At 71.0% G+C, this 21,115-nt stretch carries 18 protein-coding genes and 1 pseudogene; 2 read left to right on the top strand and 17 right to left on the bottom strand.

Translation table 11 applies throughout. The features are described from left to right. Positions 1 to 4 precede the first annotated feature (4 nt). The 9 genes and pseudogenes from AC07FT_RS05395 to AC07FT_RS05355 form a co-directional block, all read right to left on the bottom strand. Positions 5 to 208 carry a cold-shock protein gene (locus AC07FT_RS05395; RefSeq protein WP_479174138.1) on the bottom strand — a complete coding sequence of 68 codons (204 nt, stop codon included), beginning with the start codon at positions 206 to 208 and terminating at the stop codon, positions 5 to 7. Between the two features lie 305 nt (positions 209 to 513). After that, positions 514 to 874: pseudogene (locus AC07FT_RS05390) on the bottom strand (FAD-dependent monooxygenase); the annotation flags it as partial. 315 nt (positions 875 to 1,189) lie between these two features. Continuing rightward, positions 1,190 to 2,533, bottom strand: coding sequence for a class I SAM-dependent RNA methyltransferase (locus AC07FT_RS05385; protein WP_479174136.1), 1,344 nt, complete (start codon positions 2,531 to 2,533; stop codon positions 1,190 to 1,192). A 146-nt stretch (positions 2,534 to 2,679) separates the two neighbouring features. Continuing rightward, positions 2,680 to 4,749 carry an APC family permease gene (locus AC07FT_RS05380; protein WP_471192862.1) on the bottom strand — a complete coding sequence of 690 codons (2,070 nt, stop codon included), beginning with the start codon at positions 4,747 to 4,749 and terminating at the stop codon, positions 2,680 to 2,682. A gap of 327 nt (positions 4,750 to 5,076) precedes the next feature. After that, positions 5,077 to 6,360, bottom strand: coding sequence for a cytochrome P450 (locus AC07FT_RS05375; RefSeq protein ID WP_479174515.1), 1,284 nt, complete (start codon positions 6,358 to 6,360; stop codon positions 5,077 to 5,079). 173 nt (positions 6,361 to 6,533) lie between these two features. Further along, positions 6,534 to 7,145, bottom strand: a complete 612-nt coding sequence (locus AC07FT_RS05370) for a GTP-binding protein (RefSeq protein ID WP_479174134.1) — start codon at positions 7,143 to 7,145, stop codon at positions 6,534 to 6,536. After that, positions 7,123 to 7,479 carry a DUF742 domain-containing protein gene (locus AC07FT_RS05365; RefSeq protein ID WP_479174132.1) on the bottom strand — a complete coding sequence of 119 codons (357 nt, stop codon included), beginning with the start codon at positions 7,477 to 7,479 and terminating at the stop codon, positions 7,123 to 7,125. Before AC07FT_RS05365 ends, AC07FT_RS05370 begins: the two co-directional genes overlap by 23 nt. Then, a complete protein-coding gene (locus AC07FT_RS05360) occupies positions 7,476 to 7,904 on the bottom strand; it encodes a roadblock/LC7 domain-containing protein (protein WP_471192858.1) in 429 nt (142 codons plus the stop codon). The genes AC07FT_RS05365 and AC07FT_RS05360 overlap by 4 nt, the downstream gene beginning before the upstream one ends. Further along, positions 7,901 to 9,385, bottom strand: a complete 1,485-nt coding sequence (locus AC07FT_RS05355; protein WP_479174130.1) for an ATP-binding protein — start codon at positions 9,383 to 9,385, stop codon at positions 7,901 to 7,903. Before AC07FT_RS05355 ends, AC07FT_RS05360 begins: the two co-directional genes overlap by 4 nt. A gap of 522 nt (positions 9,386 to 9,907) precedes the next feature. Here AC07FT_RS05355 and AC07FT_RS05350 point away from each other — a divergent pair. Both AC07FT_RS05350 and AC07FT_RS05345 read left to right on the top strand, forming a co-directional pair. Further along, positions 9,908 to 10,579, top strand: a complete 672-nt coding sequence (locus AC07FT_RS05350) for a potassium channel family protein (RefSeq protein ID WP_254737204.1) — start codon at positions 9,908 to 9,910, stop codon at positions 10,577 to 10,579. Next, entirely contained in the window at positions 10,576 to 11,256 is a 681-nt protein-coding gene (locus AC07FT_RS05345; RefSeq protein WP_254737203.1) for a potassium channel family protein, read from the top strand. The genes AC07FT_RS05350 and AC07FT_RS05345 overlap by 4 nt, the downstream gene beginning before the upstream one ends. Positions 11,257 to 11,371: 115 nt before the next feature. On the opposite strand, the gene AC07FT_RS05340 is transcribed toward AC07FT_RS05345, so the two are convergent. The 8 genes from AC07FT_RS05340 to kdpF all read right to left on the bottom strand — a co-directional run bounded on the left by AC07FT_RS05340 (position 11,372) and on the right by kdpF (position 20,596). Continuing rightward, positions 11,372 to 12,130 (bottom strand): DUF3159 domain-containing protein, encoded by a 759-nt coding sequence (locus AC07FT_RS05340; protein ID WP_479174128.1) that lies wholly within the window; start codon positions 12,128 to 12,130, stop codon positions 11,372 to 11,374. A gap of 3 nt (positions 12,131 to 12,133) precedes the next feature. Then, positions 12,134 to 12,544 (bottom strand): OB-fold nucleic acid binding domain-containing protein, encoded by a 411-nt coding sequence (locus tag AC07FT_RS05335; RefSeq protein ID WP_432011778.1) that lies wholly within the window; start codon positions 12,542 to 12,544, stop codon positions 12,134 to 12,136. 132 nt (positions 12,545 to 12,676) lie between these two features. Continuing rightward, the gene (locus AC07FT_RS05330) at positions 12,677 to 13,360 is read right to left on the bottom strand and encodes a response regulator (RefSeq protein WP_479174127.1); all 684 of its coding nucleotides are present in this window, start codon (positions 13,358 to 13,360) and stop codon (positions 12,677 to 12,679) included. A gap of 71 nt (positions 13,361 to 13,431) precedes the next feature. After that, positions 13,432 to 16,008 (bottom strand): ATP-binding protein, encoded by a 2,577-nt coding sequence (locus AC07FT_RS05325; protein ID WP_479174125.1) that lies wholly within the window; start codon positions 16,006 to 16,008, stop codon positions 13,432 to 13,434. 29 nt (positions 16,009 to 16,037) lie between these two features. Then, a complete protein-coding gene (gene kdpC, locus AC07FT_RS05320; RefSeq protein WP_479174513.1) occupies positions 16,038 to 16,694 on the bottom strand; it encodes a potassium-transporting ATPase subunit KdpC in 657 nt (218 codons plus the stop codon). An 8-nt stretch (positions 16,695 to 16,702) separates the two neighbouring features. Then, a complete protein-coding gene (gene kdpB / locus AC07FT_RS05315; RefSeq protein ID WP_479174123.1) occupies positions 16,703 to 18,814 on the bottom strand; it encodes a potassium-transporting ATPase subunit KdpB in 2,112 nt (703 codons plus the stop codon). Then, positions 18,811 to 20,496 carry a potassium-transporting ATPase subunit KdpA gene (kdpA, locus tag AC07FT_RS05310; RefSeq protein WP_479174121.1) on the bottom strand — a complete coding sequence of 562 codons (1,686 nt, stop codon included), beginning with the start codon at positions 20,494 to 20,496 and terminating at the stop codon, positions 18,811 to 18,813. Before kdpA ends, kdpB begins: the two co-directional genes overlap by 4 nt. Positions 20,497 to 20,506: 10 nt before the next feature. Beyond that, the gene (gene kdpF, locus AC07FT_RS05305; RefSeq protein WP_009326374.1) at positions 20,507 to 20,596 is read right to left on the bottom strand and encodes a K(+)-transporting ATPase subunit F; all 90 of its coding nucleotides are present in this window, start codon (positions 20,594 to 20,596) and stop codon (positions 20,507 to 20,509) included. Positions 20,597 to 21,115 lie beyond the last annotated feature (519 nt).

Genomic DNA, 21,115 nt, shown 5'->3' with positions numbered 1-21,115 from the left:
AGTGTCAGGCGAGAACGATGTTCTCGGCCGCCGGGCCCTTCTGGCCCTGCGCGATGTCGAAGGTCACCTTCTGGCCCTCCAGTAGCTCACGGAAGCCCTGGGCGGCAATGTTCGAGTAGTGGGCGAAAACGTCAGCGCCGCCACCATCCTGCTCGATGAAGCCGAAGCCCTTTTCCGCATTGAACCACTTCACGGTACCAGCAGCCATGCCATTTCTCCTTTGGGGCAGTGCATCGGGATCCGCACAGCGCGGACACCATGTCGCCGCGATGATCACCCCGCCCGGAAAAGGACCGGAAATACAAAAGCGCTTCCCAGTGGCGCAGAAGCCGACCGGAGAGCACTTGAAGTTTCGGGAACCACAACTGCAACTGATATCGACAGTAGCACACCGCAGCGGCATGTGTGCGGTGAAAATACCAGTTCAATTATGCGGCAGAGAATCTTTCTGCATGTTCCGTTGAAATCTCAGCCTGCGGGCACAGATATTGATGCAGCCGGAGCGCAACCGTTCCGCGACCGGGCGCCGTCCGCGCCGGCCAGCAGGCTGGTGACGACGGTGCTGCCGCCGGCGAACGTCACCTCGTGACATCCCTCGCCGAGGGTGCGGTCCTGTCGGCCTTGTGCCCTCCACTGGACGGTGCCGGGCCGGCAGCGAGTCGAGCAGGATCCGCCGCAGTTCCCCGCGCGTCACCGCGGTGCGTCCACCCGTACCGCGTCGCCTTGGTCAAGCCGGACCCGCATTGTCTGGCGCTCTCCAGAATGAGGCCGCGGAATTCATCAGGCCAGCCGCTTGCAGAGCAAGTTGACCGTTGTAGTCGTTGACGAGGAGCATGCCGCTCTGCGAACGCACCGCCGGTGAGTTCTCCAGATCCCTACTTGCCTGTCATAGCCCTGCCGGAAGGGCATCCGGCGCGGTCACCAGCAAGACTCCAACCCCCGCCGGCGAACAGCCGGCATCGGACCCACGGCCCCGCCATGCCACCGGCACCGATGCGGTGCCGCCGCCACCCGGGCCCGAGCCCCAATCACCGGAGAGGAGGCTCAGCGCACGATCCATCGCGCATTTCCTCGGACCTCGACCGGCGCCCTTCAGCCGCAGCTCCCTCTTCTCCGGCCCGCCAGAGGCGGCGGGCACCCGCCGCTCAGCACCCAACGGTGCCTGCGCCGACCTCACCTGACCGGCAGGTCAGACACCCTTTGTGGCCGGCTCCAGGATCATCACGCACTCCACGTGGTGCGTCACCGGGAAGAGGTCGAACGCCCGCATCCGGCGCGGGACATAGCCCGCCGCGGCGAAGTACGTCAGGTCTCGGGCGAGGGCCGCCGGGTCGCAGGCGACGTAGGCGATACGGCGCGGGCCCATGCCCGCGAGGCGGGTCGCGGTCTCCTTGCCCGCGCCCGCGCGGGGCGGGTCCAGGACGATCAGATCGGCCTCGGTGATACCGGTGCGGGGCAGCACCTGCTCGACCTTGCCGTGCTCGATGCGGACCCGGTCGAAGTCCTGGAGGTTGTGACGGGCGTCCTCGACAGCGCGCTTGGAGGACTCGATGCCGAGCACCGCCCCGGTCTCCCCGACCCGCTCGGCCAGCGCGCCCGCGAACAGTCCGACACCGCAGTACAGATCGAGCGCGGTGTGTCCCTTGCGCGGCATCAGGCCCTGCATCACGGCCTCGACCAGCAGATCCGCCGCCTGGGGGTGGACCTGCCAGAAGCCGCCCTCGCCGACCCGCCAGGTGCGGCCCGCGGCGCGCTCGCGGACGAAGGGGCGGCCGTGGACGCGGTGCACCAGGCGGACCCGGTCCCGGCCGCGCGACTCGGCGGCGCGCAGCACGGAGACGGGACGGTCGAGTTCGACGATCGGCAGCCTGCCGCCGGGCCGCGGGGTGAGGACGACCTGGCGGTCGGAGGAACCGGTGGCGGCGATGGCCTCCACCGTTTCGATCTGCGGCCACTCGCGCTTCTCGATACCGAGTTCGGTGACGCCGGGGGCCGCGATCAGACAGTGGTCCACCGGCTCCACCTCGTGCGAGCGGTGGCGGCGCAGACCGGGCCGGCCCTGCTCGTCCACGGCGTACTGCACCCGGGTGCGCCAGGCGGGGACTTCGCCGCGGGCCACCTTGTCGCCCGGCGCGGGCTCGACGGTGCCGTCCCAGCCCGCCTGCTCGGGGGTGAGTCCGGCCAGGCGGTGCAGCTGCTCGGTGATCACTTCGGCCTTCAGCCTGCGCTGGGCGCCGGGGGCCGCGTGCTGCCAGTCGCAGCCGCCGCAGCGGCCCGGTCCGGAGAACGGGCAGGGCGCCTCGACACGGTCCTTGGACGCCTCCAGGACCCGCACCGCGTCGGCGCGCAGGAAGCGGGCGCCGGTCTCGCCCTCGGTGACCCGGACCACGACCCGCTCACCGGGCAGGGCGTGCCGGACGAAGAGGACCTGGCCCTCCTCGGTGCGGGCGATGCAGTGACCGCCGTGGGCCACCGGGCCGACCTCGACCTCGTACTCCTCGCCGACCAGCGACGCCTCGGGTTCACGGTGCATGGCGGGCTCGGCTCCTGTGGGGTGAGGGGGTGGTGGGACGGCGCCCGGCCGCGGGACACGGCCCGGCGGTGGGACAACAGCCCACCAGTCTACGTGCCGCCGCCCCTCCCTCGTTCCGTCCGGCCCGGGCCCGGGCCGGACGGTGGCTAGCGCCCCGGGGTCTGCGACTTGGCACCGGTCCGTTCGCTCTTGGGCGGGGTCACCGGACCGCGCCGCACCGCGCCGGGGGCGTTCCACTCGGCCCGCTTGCGCGCCCGCTTGCGGGCGAGCTCGGAGGAGTCCAGCTGCCAGGGCACGGAGGTGACCATGACGCCCGGGGTGAACAGCAGACGCCCCTTGAGCCGCAGCGCGCTCTGGTTGTGCAGCAGGTGCTCGTACCAGTGGCCGACCACGTACTCGGGGATGTAGACGGAGACCACATCGCGCGGGCTCTCCCGGCGCAGCCCCTTGACGTATTCGATGACCGGCCGGGTGATCTCGCGGTACGGGGAGTCGAGGATCTTCAGCGGGACGTCGATACCGCGTTCGTGCCACACCGCCTGGAGGGCCTTGGTCTCGACGGGGTCGACGCTGATGCTCACGGCCTCCAGCCGGTGCGAGCGCATCAGCTTGGCATAGGCCAGGGCGCGCAGCGTCGGCTTGTGGACCTTGGAGACCAGGACGATGGAGTGCACCCGGGAGGGGCGCACCTCCTCCTCGTCGAGCTGCTCGGTGGCGGCGGCGAGCTCCTCGGAGACCCCGTCGTAGTGGCGGCGGATCGCCGTCATGGTGACGTAGAAGATGACCATGCCCAGCAGCGCGACCCAGGCGCCGTGGGTGAACTTGGTCAGCAGCACCACGACCAGGACCAGACCGGTGAAGAAGGCACCGAAGGTGTTGATGGCGCGGGCGCGGACCATCCGGCGGCGGGCCGCCGGGTCGCGCTCGGTGGCCAGGTGCCGGTTCCAGTGCCGCACCATGCCGGTCTGGCTGAGGGTGAAGGAGACGAAGACGCCGACGATGTAGAGCTGGATCAGCCGGGTCGAGTCGGCGCCGTAGATGTAGACGAGGACCGCGGCGGCCCCGGCGAGCAGCACGATGCCGTTGGAGAAGGCGAGCCGGTCGCCGCGGGTGTGCAGCTGACGGGGCAGGTAGCGGTCCTGGGCCAGGATCGAGCCCAGCAGCGGGAAGCCGTTGTACGCGGTGTTGGCGGCCAGGAACAGCACCAGCGCGGTGGCCGCGGCCAGCACCACGAAGAGGATCGAGCCGTCCCCGAAGACGGCGGCGGCGACCTGGGAGATCACCGGGTTCTGGGTGTAGTCGGACCCGAGCGCCACGCCCTTGTCCAGCAGGTCCCGGGCCGGGTTCTCGGCCATCTTGACGTCGGTGACGATGGCCAGCGTGATGATGCCCACGAACATGGTGACGGCCAGGCCGCCCATCAGCGCCAGCGTCGAGGCCGCGTTCCGGCTCTTGGGCTTGCGGAAGGCCGGGACGCCGTTGCTGATCGCCTCGACGCCGGTCAGCGCGGCACAGCCGTCGGAGAAGGCCCGAAGCAGCAGGAAGACCAGCGCGAACCCGGCCAGCCCGGTGTGTTCGGCGTGGACCTCGTAACCGGCGGTGGGCGCCTTCATGTCGTCACCGAGGACCAGCCCCCGGTAGGCACCCCAGATGATCATCGCGAAGACGCCGCCCACGAAGACGTAGGTGGGGATCGCGAAGAGCTTGCCCGACTCCCTTACCCCGCGCAGGTTCATCAGCGTCAGCAGCAGGATGATCGCGACCGCGCACAGCGTCTTGTGCTCGACGAAGAAGGGCACGGCCGAGCCGAGGTTCTCCACTCCCGAGGAGATCGACACCGCCACCGTCAGCACGTAGTCGACCAGCAGGGCGCTGGCGACGGTGAGGCCCGCCTTGGGGCCGAGGTTGGTGGTGGCGACCTCGTAGTCACCGCCTCCGCTGGGATACGCGTGCACGTTCTGGCGGTACGAGGCGACCACGGTGAACATCAGCACGATGATCGCGATCGTGATCCACGGGCTGTAGCTGTAGGCCGACGCCCCCGCCACGGACAGCACGATCATCACCTGTCCCGGCGCGTACGCGACGGAGGACAGCGGGTCGGAGGCGAAGACGGGGAGCGCGATGCGCTTCGGGAGAAGGGTCTCCCCCAGCTTGTCGCTGCGCAGCGCCCGCCCGATCAGGATCCGTTTCGGGAGGTCGGTCAGTTTGGACACGCAGAGGATCGTATGCGGTAGGCACGGCCCCCGCCCAGCCGCCTGCCCCCGCTCCGTTCCCGGGGGCGCGCGGCGGGCGTACGCCCGTCGGGGACAACGGCGCAGCAAGCCCGCAGTGGCGGCCGGAATGAGGCGGTTCCGACCGCTTTCGGGCGCGCACGGAGGCGCTCCGACGCACACCCCGCACACCGGACGCGGTGCGGGCGCCGATCACGGGATGTCGCACACCTCACGTGCCGCCCCTCGGACAGCTCGCGTCCCGGTCCGTGGGACAGCTCACGTCCGTCCCGCGGACCGCCGCCGGATCACCGGCCGCCTGCCGGTCGCCTACTGGCCGCGCCACCACTGGCCCAGGGCGCCCCACAGCCGCCGCGGGCCACTGGCGCCGGACGCGGGCCGCTCCGGGCGCCCGGTCCCATCGAGCGGGGCGGACGGCGGCGCGGCGGGCGCGGACGCCGGTGCGGGGGCGCCGGTCGGCATCGGCGCGGGCACCGGCCCCGCGCCCGCCACCACCGGGAACCGCACCGGCAGCGCCACCAGGGCCCGGTGGAAGGGCCCGGTACGCCAGGCCAGCCGCTCGGGCGGAACGGCCAGCTCCAGATCCGGCAGCCGGTCCAGGAGCTTCTCGATCGCCACCGAGGCGATCACCCGGGACGGGCTCTCGGCGGGGCACCGGTGGGAGCCCACGCTCCAGGCCAGGTGGGCGCGGTTGCCCAGCCGGCCGCCGGAAGTCAGCTGGGGGTCGGTGTTGGCCGCGGCGTAGCTGGTGAGGACGGCGTCGCCCTTGCGCAGCCGTACCCCGCCGACCTCCACGTCGTAGCGGACGAACCGGGTGCCGAAGTTCGCCATCGGCGGGTCGGACCACAGCACCTCGTCCAGGGCGTCCTGGACCGGGAGGCTGCCGCCGGAGAGCTCCCCGGCGAACCGGTCGTCGGAGAGCAGCAGCCGCAGCGCGTTGGCGATCAGGTTCAGCTGGGGTTCGGTACCGGCCGCCAGCAGCAGCCCCATCTGTTCGATGAGCTCCTCGTCGGTCAGCCGGGACGGATGGGCGATCATCCACGAGGTGACGTCCGGGCCCGGCTCACGGCGCTTGACGGCCACCAGATCGGCCATGTAGCCGAGCATCTGGTCGTTGGCCCGCGCCGACTCGGGGCCGACGTCGAACAGCGCGGTGACCGTCCGGACCAGTTCCCGCCCCTTCTCCGGCGGGGAACCGAAGAGCTGGTTGAACACCAGCAGCGGGATGATCGCGGCGTACTCGCTCAGCAGATCGGCCTCGCCCCTCCCGGCGAAGGCGTCGATGAGCATGTCCGCGCTGCGCTCCACGAACTCGCTGAGCGCGTGCACATCCACCCGGCCGAGGCTGTCGTTGATCGCGCCCCGGAACCGGGCGTGCTCCTCGCCGTCGGTGAACAGGGCGTTGGGCCGGTACATCAGCATCGGGAGCACCGGGCAGTCCTGGGGCACCTCGCCCTCGTTCAGGGCCCGCCAGTTGCGCGGGTCCTTGGCGAACCGCTCGGTGTCGCGCTGGACCTCCAGGGCCAGCGTGTAGCTGGTGACCAGATACGCCCCGACGCCGGGGGAGAGCTCGACCGGGGCGATCGGGCCCATGGCCCGCAGCCGCGCGTAGAAGGCGTGCGGATCGGCGGCGAAGTCGGCTCCGTACAGCGGCACGGCCGCGCCGCGCACACCGGCGGGACCTCCGTGGGCCGGTCCGCCGGTGTGCGCGGGGCACCCCGGCGGCGGTACGGCTCCCGGGTCGGCCCCGGCGTCCTTGCGGTAGGTCACACGTTCTCCTGCGGGGTACGGGTGTGGAGGGACTGGAGGTACTGGACGAGGGAGATCAGGGCGCGGGTCGAGGAGATCCGGTTGCGCGCGTCACAGACCACCAGGGGGGTTTCCGGGAGCAGGTCGAGGGCCTCCCTGATCTCCTCCTCGGCGAAGACCGGGGCGCCCTCGAAGCGGTTGACGGCCACCGCGTACGGCAGGCCCTGCTCCTCCAGGACGGACATCACCGGGAAGGACTGCTCCAGCCGCCGGGTGTCCGCGAGGACGAGCGCGCCCATCGCGCCCTGGGTCATGTCCTTCCACAGCCGGGTGAACCGGAGCTGACCGGGGGTGCCGAACAGGTACAGCACCAGGGAGTCGCTGAGGGTGAGCCGGCCGAAGTCCATGGCCACCGTGGTGGTGGTCTTCCGCTCGGAACCGGCGAGATCGTCGACCAGCGCCCCGGCCTGCGTCATCGTCTCCTCGGTGCGCAGCGGGCGGATTTCCGACAGCGAGCCCACGAACGTGGTCTTGCCGACCGCGAAATGACCCACCACCAGCAGCTTGACGGCCGTCCGCACGGTACCGGGCAGGTAGACCGCCCGCTCAGAGACGAGCGCGGAGTCCATCGAGCACCTCCTGCAGCAGCTGCGTCTCGGGGAGTTCGGCGGGGGGAATCGGGGACCGGGTGGTGATGTGGCCGCTGTCCACGAGATCACCGAGAAGGACCTTGGTGACGCTCACCGGCAGTTCCAGATAGCCGGCGACCTCGGCGACGGACAGCGCGCCGCCGAGGCAGAGCTCCATCACCCGCCGCTTCTCCGGGCTGAGCCCGGCGAACGGACGGTCGGGGTGGGCCATGACCAGGGTCACCAGGTCGAAAGTGTTGCGGGTCGGGTAGGCACGGCCGTCGGTCACGACATACGGGCGTACCAGTCCTCGTTCGCGCCGGCCGGGGCTCATGCCGGGCTGCCGAAGCCCTGTCGCCCGAGGTCCTGCCGCGGCGGACTGGTGAGTTCCTTGCCCAGCCGGTCGACCAGCTTCTGCATCCGGTAGCTGACCGCCTCCATGTCCACCGCCTCGGTGGCGGAGACCGCGAGGTAGGCGCCCGGCCCGGCGGCGGTCAGGAAGACATAGCCCCCGACGAACTCCACCAGGGTCTGCTGCCACGGGGTCTCGTGCGGATCGCAGAACTCGGAGGTGCTGCGGCTGATGGACTGGAGTCCGGAGAGCGCGGCTGCCTGACGCTCCGCCTCGTCGCGGGGGATGCCCGCGGAGTGCGCCCGCAGCATCCCGTCCGCGGACAGCAGGATGGCGTGCCGCGCCTCCGGCATCTTGACGACCTCGTCGAGCATCCAGCCCAGCTCGTTGTTCAAGTGGTCGTTCATGCCTGGCGATTCCCTTCTTCACTGTGGGGGGCGGCGTCCTGGGGGCGGGGTGCGCTTTCCTGTGGGGTGTCCGGATGGGCCGCCCGGCCGGAGCGGGTGCCCCGGGCGAAGGCGCCCATCCGCTGGGCGGTTTCCTCGGCCGAGCGGACCCGGTGCGAGCCGGTGTCCGGCTCCGTCTGGGTGACCGGCCGGGGTCCGGGCGCGGCGGTGGCCTGACGGCGGCGGCGCTTGGGCAGTCCGCCGACCGTCACGCCGAAGCTGCGCGCGGCCTCGTCGTCCACGGCGGGTGGGGCCGCCGCGGGCGCGGGTTCGGGGGTGGGACTGGGGGCAGGGGTGGCGGCGGGCTCGACGGCCCGGGCCTGCGCCGGGATCCCGGCGGTGGCCGCTGCGGGAGCCTGGGGTTCGGCGCGGCGGCGCGAGGGGAGCGTGCGCGGCGGGGCGCTCCGCTCCTCCGGCGCCGCGGCGGTGCTCGGAGCTCCGGCGTCCACATGGGTGAGCAGTGCCGAGGGAAGGAACAGCACGGCGCGCACACCGCCGTAGGGCGAGCGGGTGTCCACCGAGACGCTGAAGCCGTAGCGGGCCGCGAGCAGCCCGACGACGGCGAAGCCGAACTGCGGCGGGTCGCCGAGCCGGGAGACGTCCACGGCGCGCTGTCCGGACAGCAGGGTGGCGGCCCGCTGCACCTCCAGACCGTCCATACCGACACCCGCGTCGTCGACCACGATGCAGGCGCCGTTGTGCACGGGCTGCAGGCTGACCTCGACGCTGGTGTTGGGCTGGGAGTGGCGGGCGGCGTTGTCCAGCAGTTCGGCGACCGCGAGCACCACCGGTTCCACCGCCCGGCTCACCACGGCGACGTCGATCAGGCTGTGCACCTGCACCCGCTGGTAGTCGCGGATGCGTGACTTGGAGCCGCGGACGACATCGGTCAGCGAGGAGGCCAGCCGCTGGCGTCCGGGCCAGGAACCGCAGAGCACGGCGATGGCCTGGGCGCGGCGGCCGAACTGGGAGTTGGCGTGGTCGATCTCCAGCAGGTCCCGCAGCACATCGGGGTTGTCGTGCCGGTCCTGCATCTGCGAGATGGACACCTGCTGCTCATGGGCGAGCCCCTGGAGGGCGCGCATCGACGCCTTGAGCGCGGACTTGGCCGAGGCGTCGGCCCGTGACTGCGCCTTGTCCACCGCCCGGGTGAACTGCTCCATGACGGCGTGCAGGCTCTGCGCGAAGGTGGTGCCCGCCAGCTTCTCGTCCTTCAGCCCCGGCAGCGGGGTGGGCAGGTTGACCCCGTCCGCGACGGCCGGGATCCGGATGTCGACGAGATGGCGCACCTCCTCGTCCCGCGCCCGCAGGCTCTCCTCCAGCGCGGCGTTGCGCCTGCGCACGCCCGCGGTGATCCGCCGCTGGCGCGTCAGGAGCACCAGAACGACGAGGGCGACGACGGCCAGGCACCAGCTCACCGCCTCCGATATGTGATCAGTCATCAGGAACCTCGTGCTGGGAACGCGGGCGCGGAAGGAACGATTCAGAGCCCTGATGTCCCGTCCGGAAACGGAATACGGCGATCATCTTAGTCACGGGATGACCGAGTGTCCGACGCACGGAACACAGTTCGAACGCAGCGGACTCTATTGCCAATTGCCGTGACGGTTCAGTGAAGGTCCTGGATGCGGGGCGAAGATGAGGCGAATGCGACTCGGGAAAAACCCCGGGCGGCTTCTCGGTACGGGGACCGATGTGATCGTTCACCCATTTCCACGAGATCGCCTCTATCGGAAATGATCAGTATTCCACCCGGGCCCGACGCCCTCTCCACCGCCCCGGGGAACTTTCCCATCGGTACGGATACGGTGGGGACTAGCGCCGCGGCGACACCAGTCCGTCCCCGCTGGAGCACCAGCGGCGGGGGCCGTGTCCCCGCCGTTGCCCCGTAGGTCCTGGAAGGAAGATGTGAGCAGGGTGTTTGTGCAGGTCAGCACGGTCATCAGGAGTGCGGGGTAAGACGCATGCATATCGTGATCATGGGCTGTGGCCGGGTGGGCTCCGCGCTCGCCCAGACCCTGGAGCAGCAGGGCCACACGGTCGCGGTCGTCGACCAGGACCCCACCGCCTTCCGCCGGCTCGGCGCGGGCTTCGGCGGGCGCCGGGTGACCGGTGTCGGCTTCGACCAGGACACCCTGCGTGAGGCGGGGATCGAGGAGGCCGGAGCCTTCGCCGCGGTCAGCAGCGGCGACAACTCCAACATCATCGCCGCCCGGGTGGCGCGCGAGATGTTCGGCGTGGAGAACGTGGCGGCCCGGATCTACGACCCCCGGCGCGCCGAGGTCTACCAGCGCCTGGGCATCCCCACCGTGGCCACCGTCCGGTGGACCGCCGACCAGATGCTGCGGCGGCTGCTGCCGTCCGGCGCCGAGCCGCTGTGGCGCGACCCCAGCGGCGGGGTGCAGCTGGCCGAGGTGCACACCTCCCCCGCGTGGGTCGGGCACAAGGTCAGCAAGCTCCAGGAGGAGACCGGGGTACGGGTCGCGTTCCTGACCCGGCTCGGCGAGGCCATCCTGCCCACCTCCCAGACGGTGTTGCAGGAGGGCGACCTCGTCCATGTGATGATGCGCACCGACGAGGTCGAGAAGGTCGAGGCGGCCTTCGACGAGGGGCCCGAGGAGGGGAACAACCGATGAGGGTCGCCATTGCCGGAGCGGGCGCCGTGGGGCGTTCCATCGCGGGCGAACTGCTGGAGAACGGCCACGAGGTGCTCCTCATCGACAAGGCGCCCACCGCCATCTCGGTGGAGCGGGTGCCGCAGGCCGAGTGGCTGCTCGCGGACGCCTGTGAGATCACCTCGCTGGACGAGGCCGCGCTGCAGCGCTGCAACGTGGTCATCGCGGCCACCGGTGACGACAAGGTCAATCTGGTCGTCTCCCTGCTCGCCAAGACCGAGTACGGGGTGCCCCGGGTGGTCGCCCGGGTCAACAACCCCAAGAACGAGTGGCTGTTCAACGAGGCGTGGGGCGTGGATGTCGCCGTCTCCACGCCGCGGCTGATGTCGGCGCTGGTCGAGGAGGCGGTGAGCGTCGGCGACCTGGTCCGGCTGCTGCGCTTCAGCCACGGCGACGCCAACCTGGTCGAGCTGACGCTGCCGCCGGAGGCGGCCCTGGCCGGGACCCGGGTCGGCGATGTGGAGTGGCCGGAGGACACCAGCCTGGTCACCATCATCCGCGGCACCCGGGTACTGACCCCGAACAAGGACGATGTCCTGGAGGCGGGCGACGAGCTGCTGTTCGTCGCGGCGCAGGCGCGCGAGGAGCAGCTGGAGGACCTGCTGTCGGTCCGCCGGGAGCCGTCCGCCGGGAGCTGATCCCCAGGTCGTGACACGGGCGAGGGCCCCGGGAACCTTTGCGGTTGCCGGGGCCCTCGTCGGTCGTGGGTGCGCTGTCGGTCGTCGCTCACGCCGTCGGCGCGGGCGGGCCGCGTCAGGGGAAGCGGGGCGGCTCGGCGACCGGGCCGCGCTCTGCCGTGGCGCGCTCACGCTCCCGCTCGGCCTTCTCCTCGGCCTCCATCTCCGCGATGACGTCGATCGGCGGCGGGGCCTTGGCCAGGAAGATCCAGGTCAGATAGACGCACAGCAGGAACGGCGGAATGCCCAGCGCGACCTTGACCCAGCCCAGCTGGGTGGCGTCGCCCCACCAGTAGAGCGGGAACAGGATCGCCGACTTGGCCAGCAGGATCAGCCCCCATGCCCAGGTGGCCTTGGTGTACGCGCGGAACCGGCCCGGATTGCGGGTGCGCCAGGAGAGGTTCTCCTTGAGCATCGGCCCGAGCAGCACACCGATCAGCGGATAGCGGAAGATCGCCGACAGAACGTAGGCGACCGCCAGGCCGAGCGTGTAGAGCATGCCCGGCAGATAGAAGTTCTTGGCGTCGCCGGACATCATGGCGAAGATCGCGCCGAACGCGACCCCGAAGACCCCGCTGAAGGCGTGCTTCAGGGTCTCCTTGCGCGCCAGCCGGGCCAGCGCCAGCAGCACGGTCAGCCCGAGCGCGGCGATGGCGGCGAGGTGGATGTCCCGCTTGATCGTGTAGAGCAGGACGAAGACCAGGCCGGGGACGGTGGTGTCCACCATGCCCCGTACACCGCCGAACGCCTCCAGGAGCGCGGTGTCGGCCGCCGCCCTGCTCCGCGCGGCGTCCTCGTGGTCTTCGGTCGGGGTCGGCTTGTCGTCTGACGTCACCGGCTACTCCTGTCCGAGCGGTCGGAGTTCGTACTTCGGATTGAACAGCACCCGGCGCCCGTGACTCATGGAGATCCGGCCGGAGGCGATCAGCCTGCGGCCCGGTTCTATACCGATGATGGAGCGACGGCCCAGCCACACCACGTCCAACGCGGCGGTGCCGTCGAAGAGCTCCGCCTCCAGCGCGGGCACTCCGGCCCTCGGCCGCAGTGTGACCGTGCGCAGCGTACCCGTCACCTTCACGATCTGCCGGTCACCGCAGTCACCGATCTTGGTACAGCCCGCGTCCTCCGCGTCCTGCTGGAGCTCGGCGGATAGAAGCTCCTCCTGGGAAGTCGACAGCCGGTCGAGCATCCGCCGGAAGCGGCCGACCGGCTTGTCACCCTTCTCGGAGGGCTGGCGTGCGGAACTCATACGGCCAGCGTACCGGTGAGGCCACACCGCGACGCCGTCACCGCTCGAACCGGTAGCCCATCCCCAGCTCCGTGATACCCCATCCCCCGGGGGCAACCCCCGGACCCCCGGCCGCGCACCCCGGTCCGCTGATCACCGCTCGAACCGGTAGCCCATGCCCGGCTCCGTGATGAAGTGCCGCGGGTGCGAGGGGTCCACTTCCAGCTTGCGGCGGAGCTGGGCCATGTAGACGCGCAGGTAGTTGGTCTCGGTGCCGTAGGAGGGGCCCCAGACCTCCTGGAGCAACTGCTTCTGGCTGACCAGCCGGCCGGGATTGCGCACCAGCACCTCCAGCAGGTGCCATTCGGTGGGCGTCAGCCGCACGTCACGGCCGTCGCGGTGGGCCTTCTTGGCCGCCAGGTCGACCGAGAACGCCTGGGTCTCGACGGTCACCGGATCCTCCGACTGCACGGTGGGCTCGGCCCGGCGGACGGCGGCGCGCAGCCGGGCGAGCAGCTCGTCCATGCCGAAGGGCTTGGTGACGTAGTCGTCGGCGCCGGCGTCCAGGGCCTCGACCTTCTCGTCGGAGGTCTGGCGCGCGGAGAGCACCAGGATCGGCACCCGGGTCCAGCCGCGCAGCCCCTTGATCACCTCCACACCGTCCATATCGGGCAGTCCGAGGTCGAGCACGACCACGTCGGGGTGGCGGGTGGCGGCCAGCCGCAGGGCGGTCGCGCCGTCCGACGCGGCGTCCACCTCGTACTTGCGCGCCTTCAGGTTGATCACGAGGGCGCGTACGATCTGCGGCTCGTCGTCCACCACGAGCACCCGGTTCATCTGGTCTGCCTTCCATCGCTGTGTTGTCGTCCCCTCCGCCCGGGCCGCCCCCGCCACGGCTCCGGGGCCGGTCAGGACACGGCCCGTGCCGGGAGGTCGGGGCGGACCAGCGGGCGGCCGGGGGCGGCCCGCAGGGTGAGCACCATGGTCATCCCGCCTCCCGGGGTGTCCTCGGCGGCCAGCCGGCCGCCCATCGCCTCGGCGAAGCCACGGGCCACGGCCAGCCCGAGGCCGACCCCGGCGCCGCGCGGGGCGTCACCGTACCGCTGGAAGGGCTCGAAGATCCGGTCCTTGGCGGTGTCGGGCACTCCGGGGCCGCGGTCGGCGACCCGCAGCTCGACCCGTTCGCCGAGGGCGCTGGCCGATACCAGCACGGAGGAGTCCGGCGGGCTGTACTTCACGGCGTTCTCCACGATGTTGGCGACGGCGCGCTCCAGCAGTCCGGGGTCGACGGCGACCATGGGCAGCTCCTCGGGGATGTCGAGGGTGACGCTGGCCTCCGGGACGCCGCCGAGCGCCATCGGCACCACCTCGTCGAGGTCGATCTCGCGGATGAGCGGGGTCACGGTGCCGGTCTGCAGCCGGGACATGTCCAGCAGGTTCCCCACCAGGTGGTCCAGCCGGTCGGCGCCGTCCTCGATGCCCTCCAGCAGCTCGGCCTCGTCCTCCTGGGACCAGGCGACGTCATCGGAGCGCAGGGAGCTCACGGCGGCCTTGATGGCCGCGAGCGGGGTGCGCAGATCGTGGCTGACCGCGGCCAGCAGCGCGGTCCGTATGCGGTTGCCCTCGGCCAGCTCGGTGGCCCGTTCGGCCTCGAGGGTCAGCCGCTGCCGGTCCAGGACCACCGCGGCCTGGGCGGCGAAGGCGGCGAGCACCCGGCGGTCCTCGGCGGGCAGCACCCGGCCGGAGAGCGCGAGCGCCATATGGTCGCCGACCGGCATGTCCACGTCCGCGTCCTCGGGCCGCCCGGGCGGTGCGGCTCCCCCGCCGCTGTCGCCCACACTGCCCGCGCAGGTCCAGGGGGCGACATCGCTCTCCCGCTCCAGCAGCGCCACGGTGTCCATGCCGAAGGTCTCGCGGACCCGCTCCAGCAGCGCTTCCAGGCTGGTCTCACCGCGCAGCACACTGCCCGCGAGGAAGGACAGCACCTCGGACTCGGCGCGCAGCCGAGCGGCCTGATGGGTGCGGCGCGCGGCCAGGTCGACGACCGAGGCGACGCTGACGGCCACCGCCACGAAGATCGTTATGGCGACGATGTTCTCGGGGTCGGCGATGGTGAGGGTGTGGGTGGGCGGGGTGAAGTAGTAGTTCAGCAGCAGCGATCCCACGGCCGCCGAGGCGAGGGCGGGCAGCATCCCGCCCAGCAGCGCGGCCAGCACGTTCAGGAACAGGAAGAGCAGCACCTCGTTGGCGAAGCCGGGTCCGGCGTCGGAGGCGAGGGTGGCTCCGCTGGTGGTCAGCAGCAGGGTGAGCAGCGCCGGTCCGCCCACGCCCACCGCCCAGCCCGCGATCAGCCGGGAGCGGCCGAGCCGGGCGCCGCGGGCCACCGGCAGTCCGCGGCCCTTGGCGACCTCGCCGTGCGTGACGATGTGGACGTCGAGGTCCGGACCGGAGTCGCGGGCGACGGTGGCGCCCACCCCGGGTCCGAAGACGTACTGCCACGCCTTGCGGCGGCTGGAGCCGAGCACGATCTGGGTGGCGTTGACCCCGCGGGCGAACTCCAGCAGCGCCCCGGGGATGTCCTCCCCGATGACGTGGTGGAAGGTGCCGCCCAGGTCCTCGACCAGGGTGCGCTGGACCGCCAGCTCCTTGGGGGAGGCAGAGGTCAGCCCGTCGCTGCGGGCGATGTAGACGGCGAGGATCTCGCTGCCGGAGCCCTTGGCCGCCATCCGGGCGGCCCGGCGGATCAGCGTGCGGCCCTCGGGGCCGCCGGTGAGGCCGACGACGATGCGCTCGCGCGCCTGCCAGGTGGTGCGGATGCTGTGATCGGAGCGGTACTGCTGGAGGTACTCGTCGACCCGGTCGGCGGTCCACAGCAGGGCCAGTTCGCGCAGCGCGGTCAGGTTCCCGGGCCGGAAGTAGTTGGACAGCGCCGCGTCGACCTTGTCGGAGGCGTAGATGTTGCCGTGCGCCATCCGGCGGCGCAGGGCCTGGGGCGACATGTCGACCAGTTCGATCTGGTCGGCGCGGCGCACCACCTCGTCGGGCACGGTCTCCCGCTGCCGGACGCCCGTTATCGACTCCACCACGTCGCCCAGCGACTCCAGGTGCTGGATGTTGACGGTGGAGACGACGTCGATGCCCGCCCGCAGCAGCTCCTCGACGTCCTGCCAGCGCTTGGCGTTCCGGGAGCCGGGGACGTTGGTGTGGGCGAGCTCGTCGACGAGGGCGACGGCGGGGCGGCGGGCCAGCACCGCGTCCACGTCCATCTCGGTGAAGACGGCGCCCCGGTACTCCAGCTCCCGGCGGGGCACCGCCTCCAGCCCGTGCAGCATCACCTCGGTGCGGCGGCGGCCGTGGTGCTCGACGAAACCGACCACGAGGTCGGTGCCCCGCTCGACCCGGCGGTGCCCCTCGGAGAGCATGGCGTAGGTCTTGCCGACTCCCGGGGCCGCGCCGAGGTAGATCCGTAGCTTGCCGCGTCCCATGACCCCATTTTCCCCGCTGGTCCGAGTTCTCAAGTCCGGCTCAGCCGCGTGAGCGCGATGTTCAGTTTCAGCACGTTGACCCGCGGCTCGCCGATGAAGCCGAGCCGGCGGCCCCGGGTGTGGTCCTCCACCAGCCGGGCGACCTTCTCGCGCGGCAGCCCGTTGGCCTTGGCCACCCGGTTCACCTGGAGCTCGGCGTAGGCCGGGGAGATGTCCGGGTCGAGACCGGAGGCGGAGGCGGTGAGCGCGTCCACCGGCACCCGGGCCGGGGAGACGTGGTTGAAGTCGGCCACCTGCCGCCGCCGGTCGATGACGGTCCGCTTGAACACTTCGCTGTCCGCGGCGAGGTTGGACGCGCCGGAGACGACGATCGAGTACCGGGTGTTGACGGCGTTGGTGCCCGCCGCGGACGGCCGGGGCTGGAAGTAGCGCGGATCCGGCAGCGGATTGCCGTCCTCGTCCTTGGTGTCGAGGTCGAAGCGCTGGCCGATGATCCCGGAGCCGACGACCCGGCCGCCGGACCGCACCTCGGAGCCATTGGCCTGGTCGTGGAAGGCGGCCTGGGCGATCCCGGTGACCGCGAGGGGATAGAGCACACCGCAGACGACGGTGAGGGCCAGCAGGGCGCGCAGCCCCGCGCCGATCAGCCGCGCCGTACCGCGGACCGAGTTGTTCATGGAGGTCATGGTGGTGGTCACCCGATCCCGGGGATGAGGGAGATGAGCAGGTCGATGAGTTTGATCCCGATGAACGGGGCGATCAGGCCGCCGAGGCCGTAGAGGCCGAGGTTGCGGCGGAGCATCCGGTCGGCGCTCATGGGGCGGTAGCGCACGCCCTTGAGGGCGAGCGGCACCAGCGCCACGATGATCAGCGCGTTGAAGATCACCGCCGAGAGGATGGCCGACTCGGCCGAGGACAGCCGCATGATGTTGAGCGTGTCCAGGCCCTCGTAGCCCGCCACCGCGCCGAACATCGCGGGGATGATCGCGAAGTACTTGGCGACGTCGTTGGCGATCGAGAAGGTGGTCAGCGCGCCCCGGGTGATGAGCAGTTGTTTGCCGATCTCCACGATCTCGATCAGCTTGGTCGGGTTGGAGTCCAGGTCCACCATGTTCCCGGCCTCCTTGGCCGCCGAGGTACCGGTGTTCATGGCGACGCCGACATCGGCCTGGGCCAGCGCGGGGGCGTCGTTGGTGCCGTCACCGGTCATCGCGACCAGCTTGCCGCCCGCCTGCTCCCGCTTGATGAGCGCCATCTTGTCCTCGGGTGTGGCCTCCGCCAGGAAGTCGTCCACCCCCGCCTCGTCGGCGATGGCCTTCGCGGTCAGCGGGTTGTCCCCGGTGATCATCACGGTCTTGATGCCCATCCGGCGCAGTTCGTCGAACCGCTCCCGCATGCCCTCCTTGACCACGTCCTTGAGGTGGATCACACCGAGCACCCGCGGTCCGTCGGCGTCCTCGACCGCGACCAGCAGCGGGGTGCCGCCGGCCGCCGATATCGCGTCGACCTTCTCCTGCGCGTCGGAGGAGACCTTCCCGCCGCGCCGGCCGACCCAGGCGACGATGGAGCCCGCGGCGCCCTTGCGCACCGTGACGCCGTCCACGTCGACGCCGGACATCCGGGTCTGGGCGGTGAAGGGTACGAACTCGGCGTGGCTCAGCTCGCCCTCGTCCCGGGCCCGGAGCCCGTAGCGCTCCTTGGCGAGGACGACGATCGAGCGGCCCTCGGGGGTCTCGTCGGCCAGCGAGGACAGCTGGGCGGCGTCGGCGAGCTCCGCCTCGGACACACCCGTCACCGGGACGAACTCCGCCGCCTGCCGGTTGCCGAGGGTGATGGTGCCGGTCTTGTCCAGCAGCAGGGTGGACACATCGCCCGCCGCCTCGACCGCGCGGCCGGACATGGCCAGCACATTGCGCTGGACCAGCCGGTCCATGCCCGCGATGCCGATGGCCGAGAGCAGTGCCCCGATGGTGGTCGGGATGAGGCAGACCAGCAGCGCGGTGAGCACGATCATCGTCTGCTCGGCACCCGCGTGGATCGCGAACGGCTGGAGGGTCACCACCGCCAGCAGGAAGACGATGGTGAGCGAGGCGAGCAGGATGTTCAGCGCGATCTCGTTCGGGGTCTTCTGCCGGGCGGCGCCCTCGACGAGGTTGATCATCCGGTCGATGAAGGTCTCGCCCGGCCTGGTGGTGATCTTGATGACGATGCGGTCGGACAGCACCTTGGTGCCGCCGGTGACCGCGGACCGGTCGCCGCCGGACTCCCGGATGACCGGGGCCGATTCACCGGTGATGGCGGATTCGTCCACGGAGGCCACGCCCTCGACGACATCGCCGTCGCCCGGGATGATGTCGCCCGCCTCGCAGACCACCAGATCGCCGATGCGCAGCTCGGTGCCGGGCACCCGCTCCTCGGTGGAGCCGGCCAGCCGGCGCGCCACGGTGTCGGTCTTGGCCTTGCGCAGGGTGTCGGCCTGCGCCTTGCCACGCCCCTCGGCCACGGCCTCGGCCAGATTGGCGAAGACCACGGTCAGCCACAGCCAGGCGGTGATGGCCCAGCCGAACCAGTCGCCGGGGTCGAGGACAGCGAGCACGGTGGTGAGCACGGAGCCGATCTCGACCACGAACATGACCGGGGACTTCGCCATGATCCGCGGGTCCAGCTTGCGGAAGGCGTCCGGCATCGACTTCACCAGCTGCCGGGGGTCGAACAGACCGCCCGGGACCCGGCCGCCTGAGCCCTCGGGACCGTGGGGGTGCCCGCCCTCGGGTGCGGTGCGTACGGGAGTGGTGGCTGTGCTCATGAGAGTCCCTCCGCCATCGGGCCAAGGGCCAGGGCCGGAAAGTAGGTCAGACCGGTGATGATGAGGATCGCGCCGACCAGCAGCCCCGCGAAGAGCGGCTTCTCGGTGCGCAGGGTCCCCGCGGTCTCGGGGACGGGCTTCTGCTCGGCCAGCGAGCCGGCCAGCGCCAGGACGAACACCATGGGGAGGAAGCGGCCGAGCAGCATGGCCAGGCCGATCGTGGTGTTGTACCACTGGGTGTTCGCGTTGAGTCCGGCGAAGGCGGAGCCGTTGTTGTTGGCGCCGGAGGTGAAGGCGTAGAGCACCTCGGAGAAGCCGTGGGCGCCGCTGCGGTGCACCGAGTCCCCGGCGGTGTTGAGGATCGAGTCCGGCGGGGTGGCCAGCACCATCGACACGGCGGTGAAGCCGAGCACCAGCGTCGGAGTGATCAGGATGTAGCAGGCCGCGAGCTTGATCTCGCGGGAGCCGATCTTCTTCCCGAGGTACTCGGGGGTGCGGCCGACCATCAGGCCCGCGATGAAGACCGCGATGATCGCCATGATCAGCATGCCATAGAGGCCCGAGCCCACACCGCCGGGTGCGATCTCACCGAGCATCATGCCCAGCAGGGTGAGCCCGCCGCCGAAGCCGGTGAAGGAGGAGTGGAAGGAGTCCACGGCGCCGGTCGAGGTCAGGGTGGTGCTGGTGGCGAAGATCGCGGAGGCGCCGACGCCGAACCGCTGCTCCTTGCCCTCCATCGCGCCGCCCGCCTCCTGGAGCGCCGCGCCGCCGTGGTGGAACTCGGTCCACAGCATCAGCGCCGTGAAGCCGAGCCAGATCACGCCCATGGCGGCGAGGATCGCGTAGCCCTGCCGGAGGCTGCCCACCAGCCTGCCGAAGGTACGGGTCAGCGCGAAGGGGATGACCAGGATCAGGAAGATCTCGAAGAGGTTGGTGAAACCGCTCGGGTTCTCGAACGGGTGGGCGGAGTTGGCGTTGAAGTAGCCACCGCCGTTGGTGCCCAGCTCCTTGATGACCTCCTGCGAGGCCACGGCACCGCCGTTCATCTGCCGGCTGCCGCCGGTGAGCTGTCCGACCTCGTGGATGCCCGCGAAGTTCTGGATCGCGCCGCAGGCGACCAGCACCAGCGCGCCCACCACCGACAGCGGGAGCAGGATACGGACGGTGCCGCGTACCAGGTCGGCCCAGAAGTTGCCGAGTTCACCGGTGCGGGAGCGGGCGAAGCCCCGCACCAGTGCGATGGCCACGGCCATGCCGACGGCGGCGGAGACGAAGTTCTGCACCGCGAGCCCGGCCGTCTGGACGGCGTGCCCCATGGACTGCTCGCCCGCGTACGACTGCCAGTTGGTGTTGGCGACGAAGGACGCGGCGGTGTTGAACGCCTGGTCGGGACTGATCGCGGTGAACCCGAGCGAGAGCGGCAGGCTGCCCTGGAGGCGCTGCAGCAGATACAGGAACACCACGCCCACCAGGGAGAACGCGAGGACCCCACGCAGATAGGCGGGCCAGCGCATCTGGCTGGAAGGGTCGGCGCCTATGCAGCGGTAGATCCACTTCTCGGGGCGCAGATGCTTTTCGGAGCTGTAGACGGCGGCCATGTGGTCGCCGAGCGGTCGGTACACCAGGGCGAGCGCGCCGATCAGCGCGGCCAGCTGGAGCACCCCAGCGAGTTCGGGGCTCATGTGCGGGACCTCAGAACCTCTCCGGGAAGATCAGCGCGAGGACCAGATACCCCAGCAGGGCGACGGCCACGACCAGGCCGACGACGTTCTCGGCGGTCACAGCTTCGTCACCCCTCTGGCGACGACGGCCACCACCGCGAACACCGCGATCGTGGCGACGACGAAGGCCAGATCGGCCATCGTGGGCTCCTAGGGGCTCGGATTACGAACGGACCCCTAGAGCAAAACCCCGCCCAGGGCATCCGACGACACCCGTTGACGGCTCCCTTACGGCCATTGGCGCGCTTTTGACGCATCCCTGACGCCGACCGCCCCCACCTGCGAAAAGCGGTGGGCCGTACTCCGCAGAGAAGAGTACGGCCCACCCGTGAACGCCCACATCAGGCCACGCCTTACGCCAAGGGCCCGGCCTGATCCGAGCGAGCGGCCCGCCAAGGCGCCGAGACCGGAGGGGGCGGTCACGCCCTGGCGGGAGTCGGTGAGCGCGACGTGCGCGCCCGGTCACCCAGGAATACGGGCCGTGGGGCGCCGGTGTTCAACGTCCCCCGGGGAAAATGCCGAAGGGGCCCGGGGCATTGCCCCGGGCCCCTTCGGACCTGGCCTTCTCCGGATGGTTCGG

It is taken from the genome of Streptomyces sp. NPDC045899 (assembly GCF_056431485.1).
Note: the sequence above shows the minus strand (reverse complement) of the source record. Positions and strands in the feature narration are given on the sequence as shown.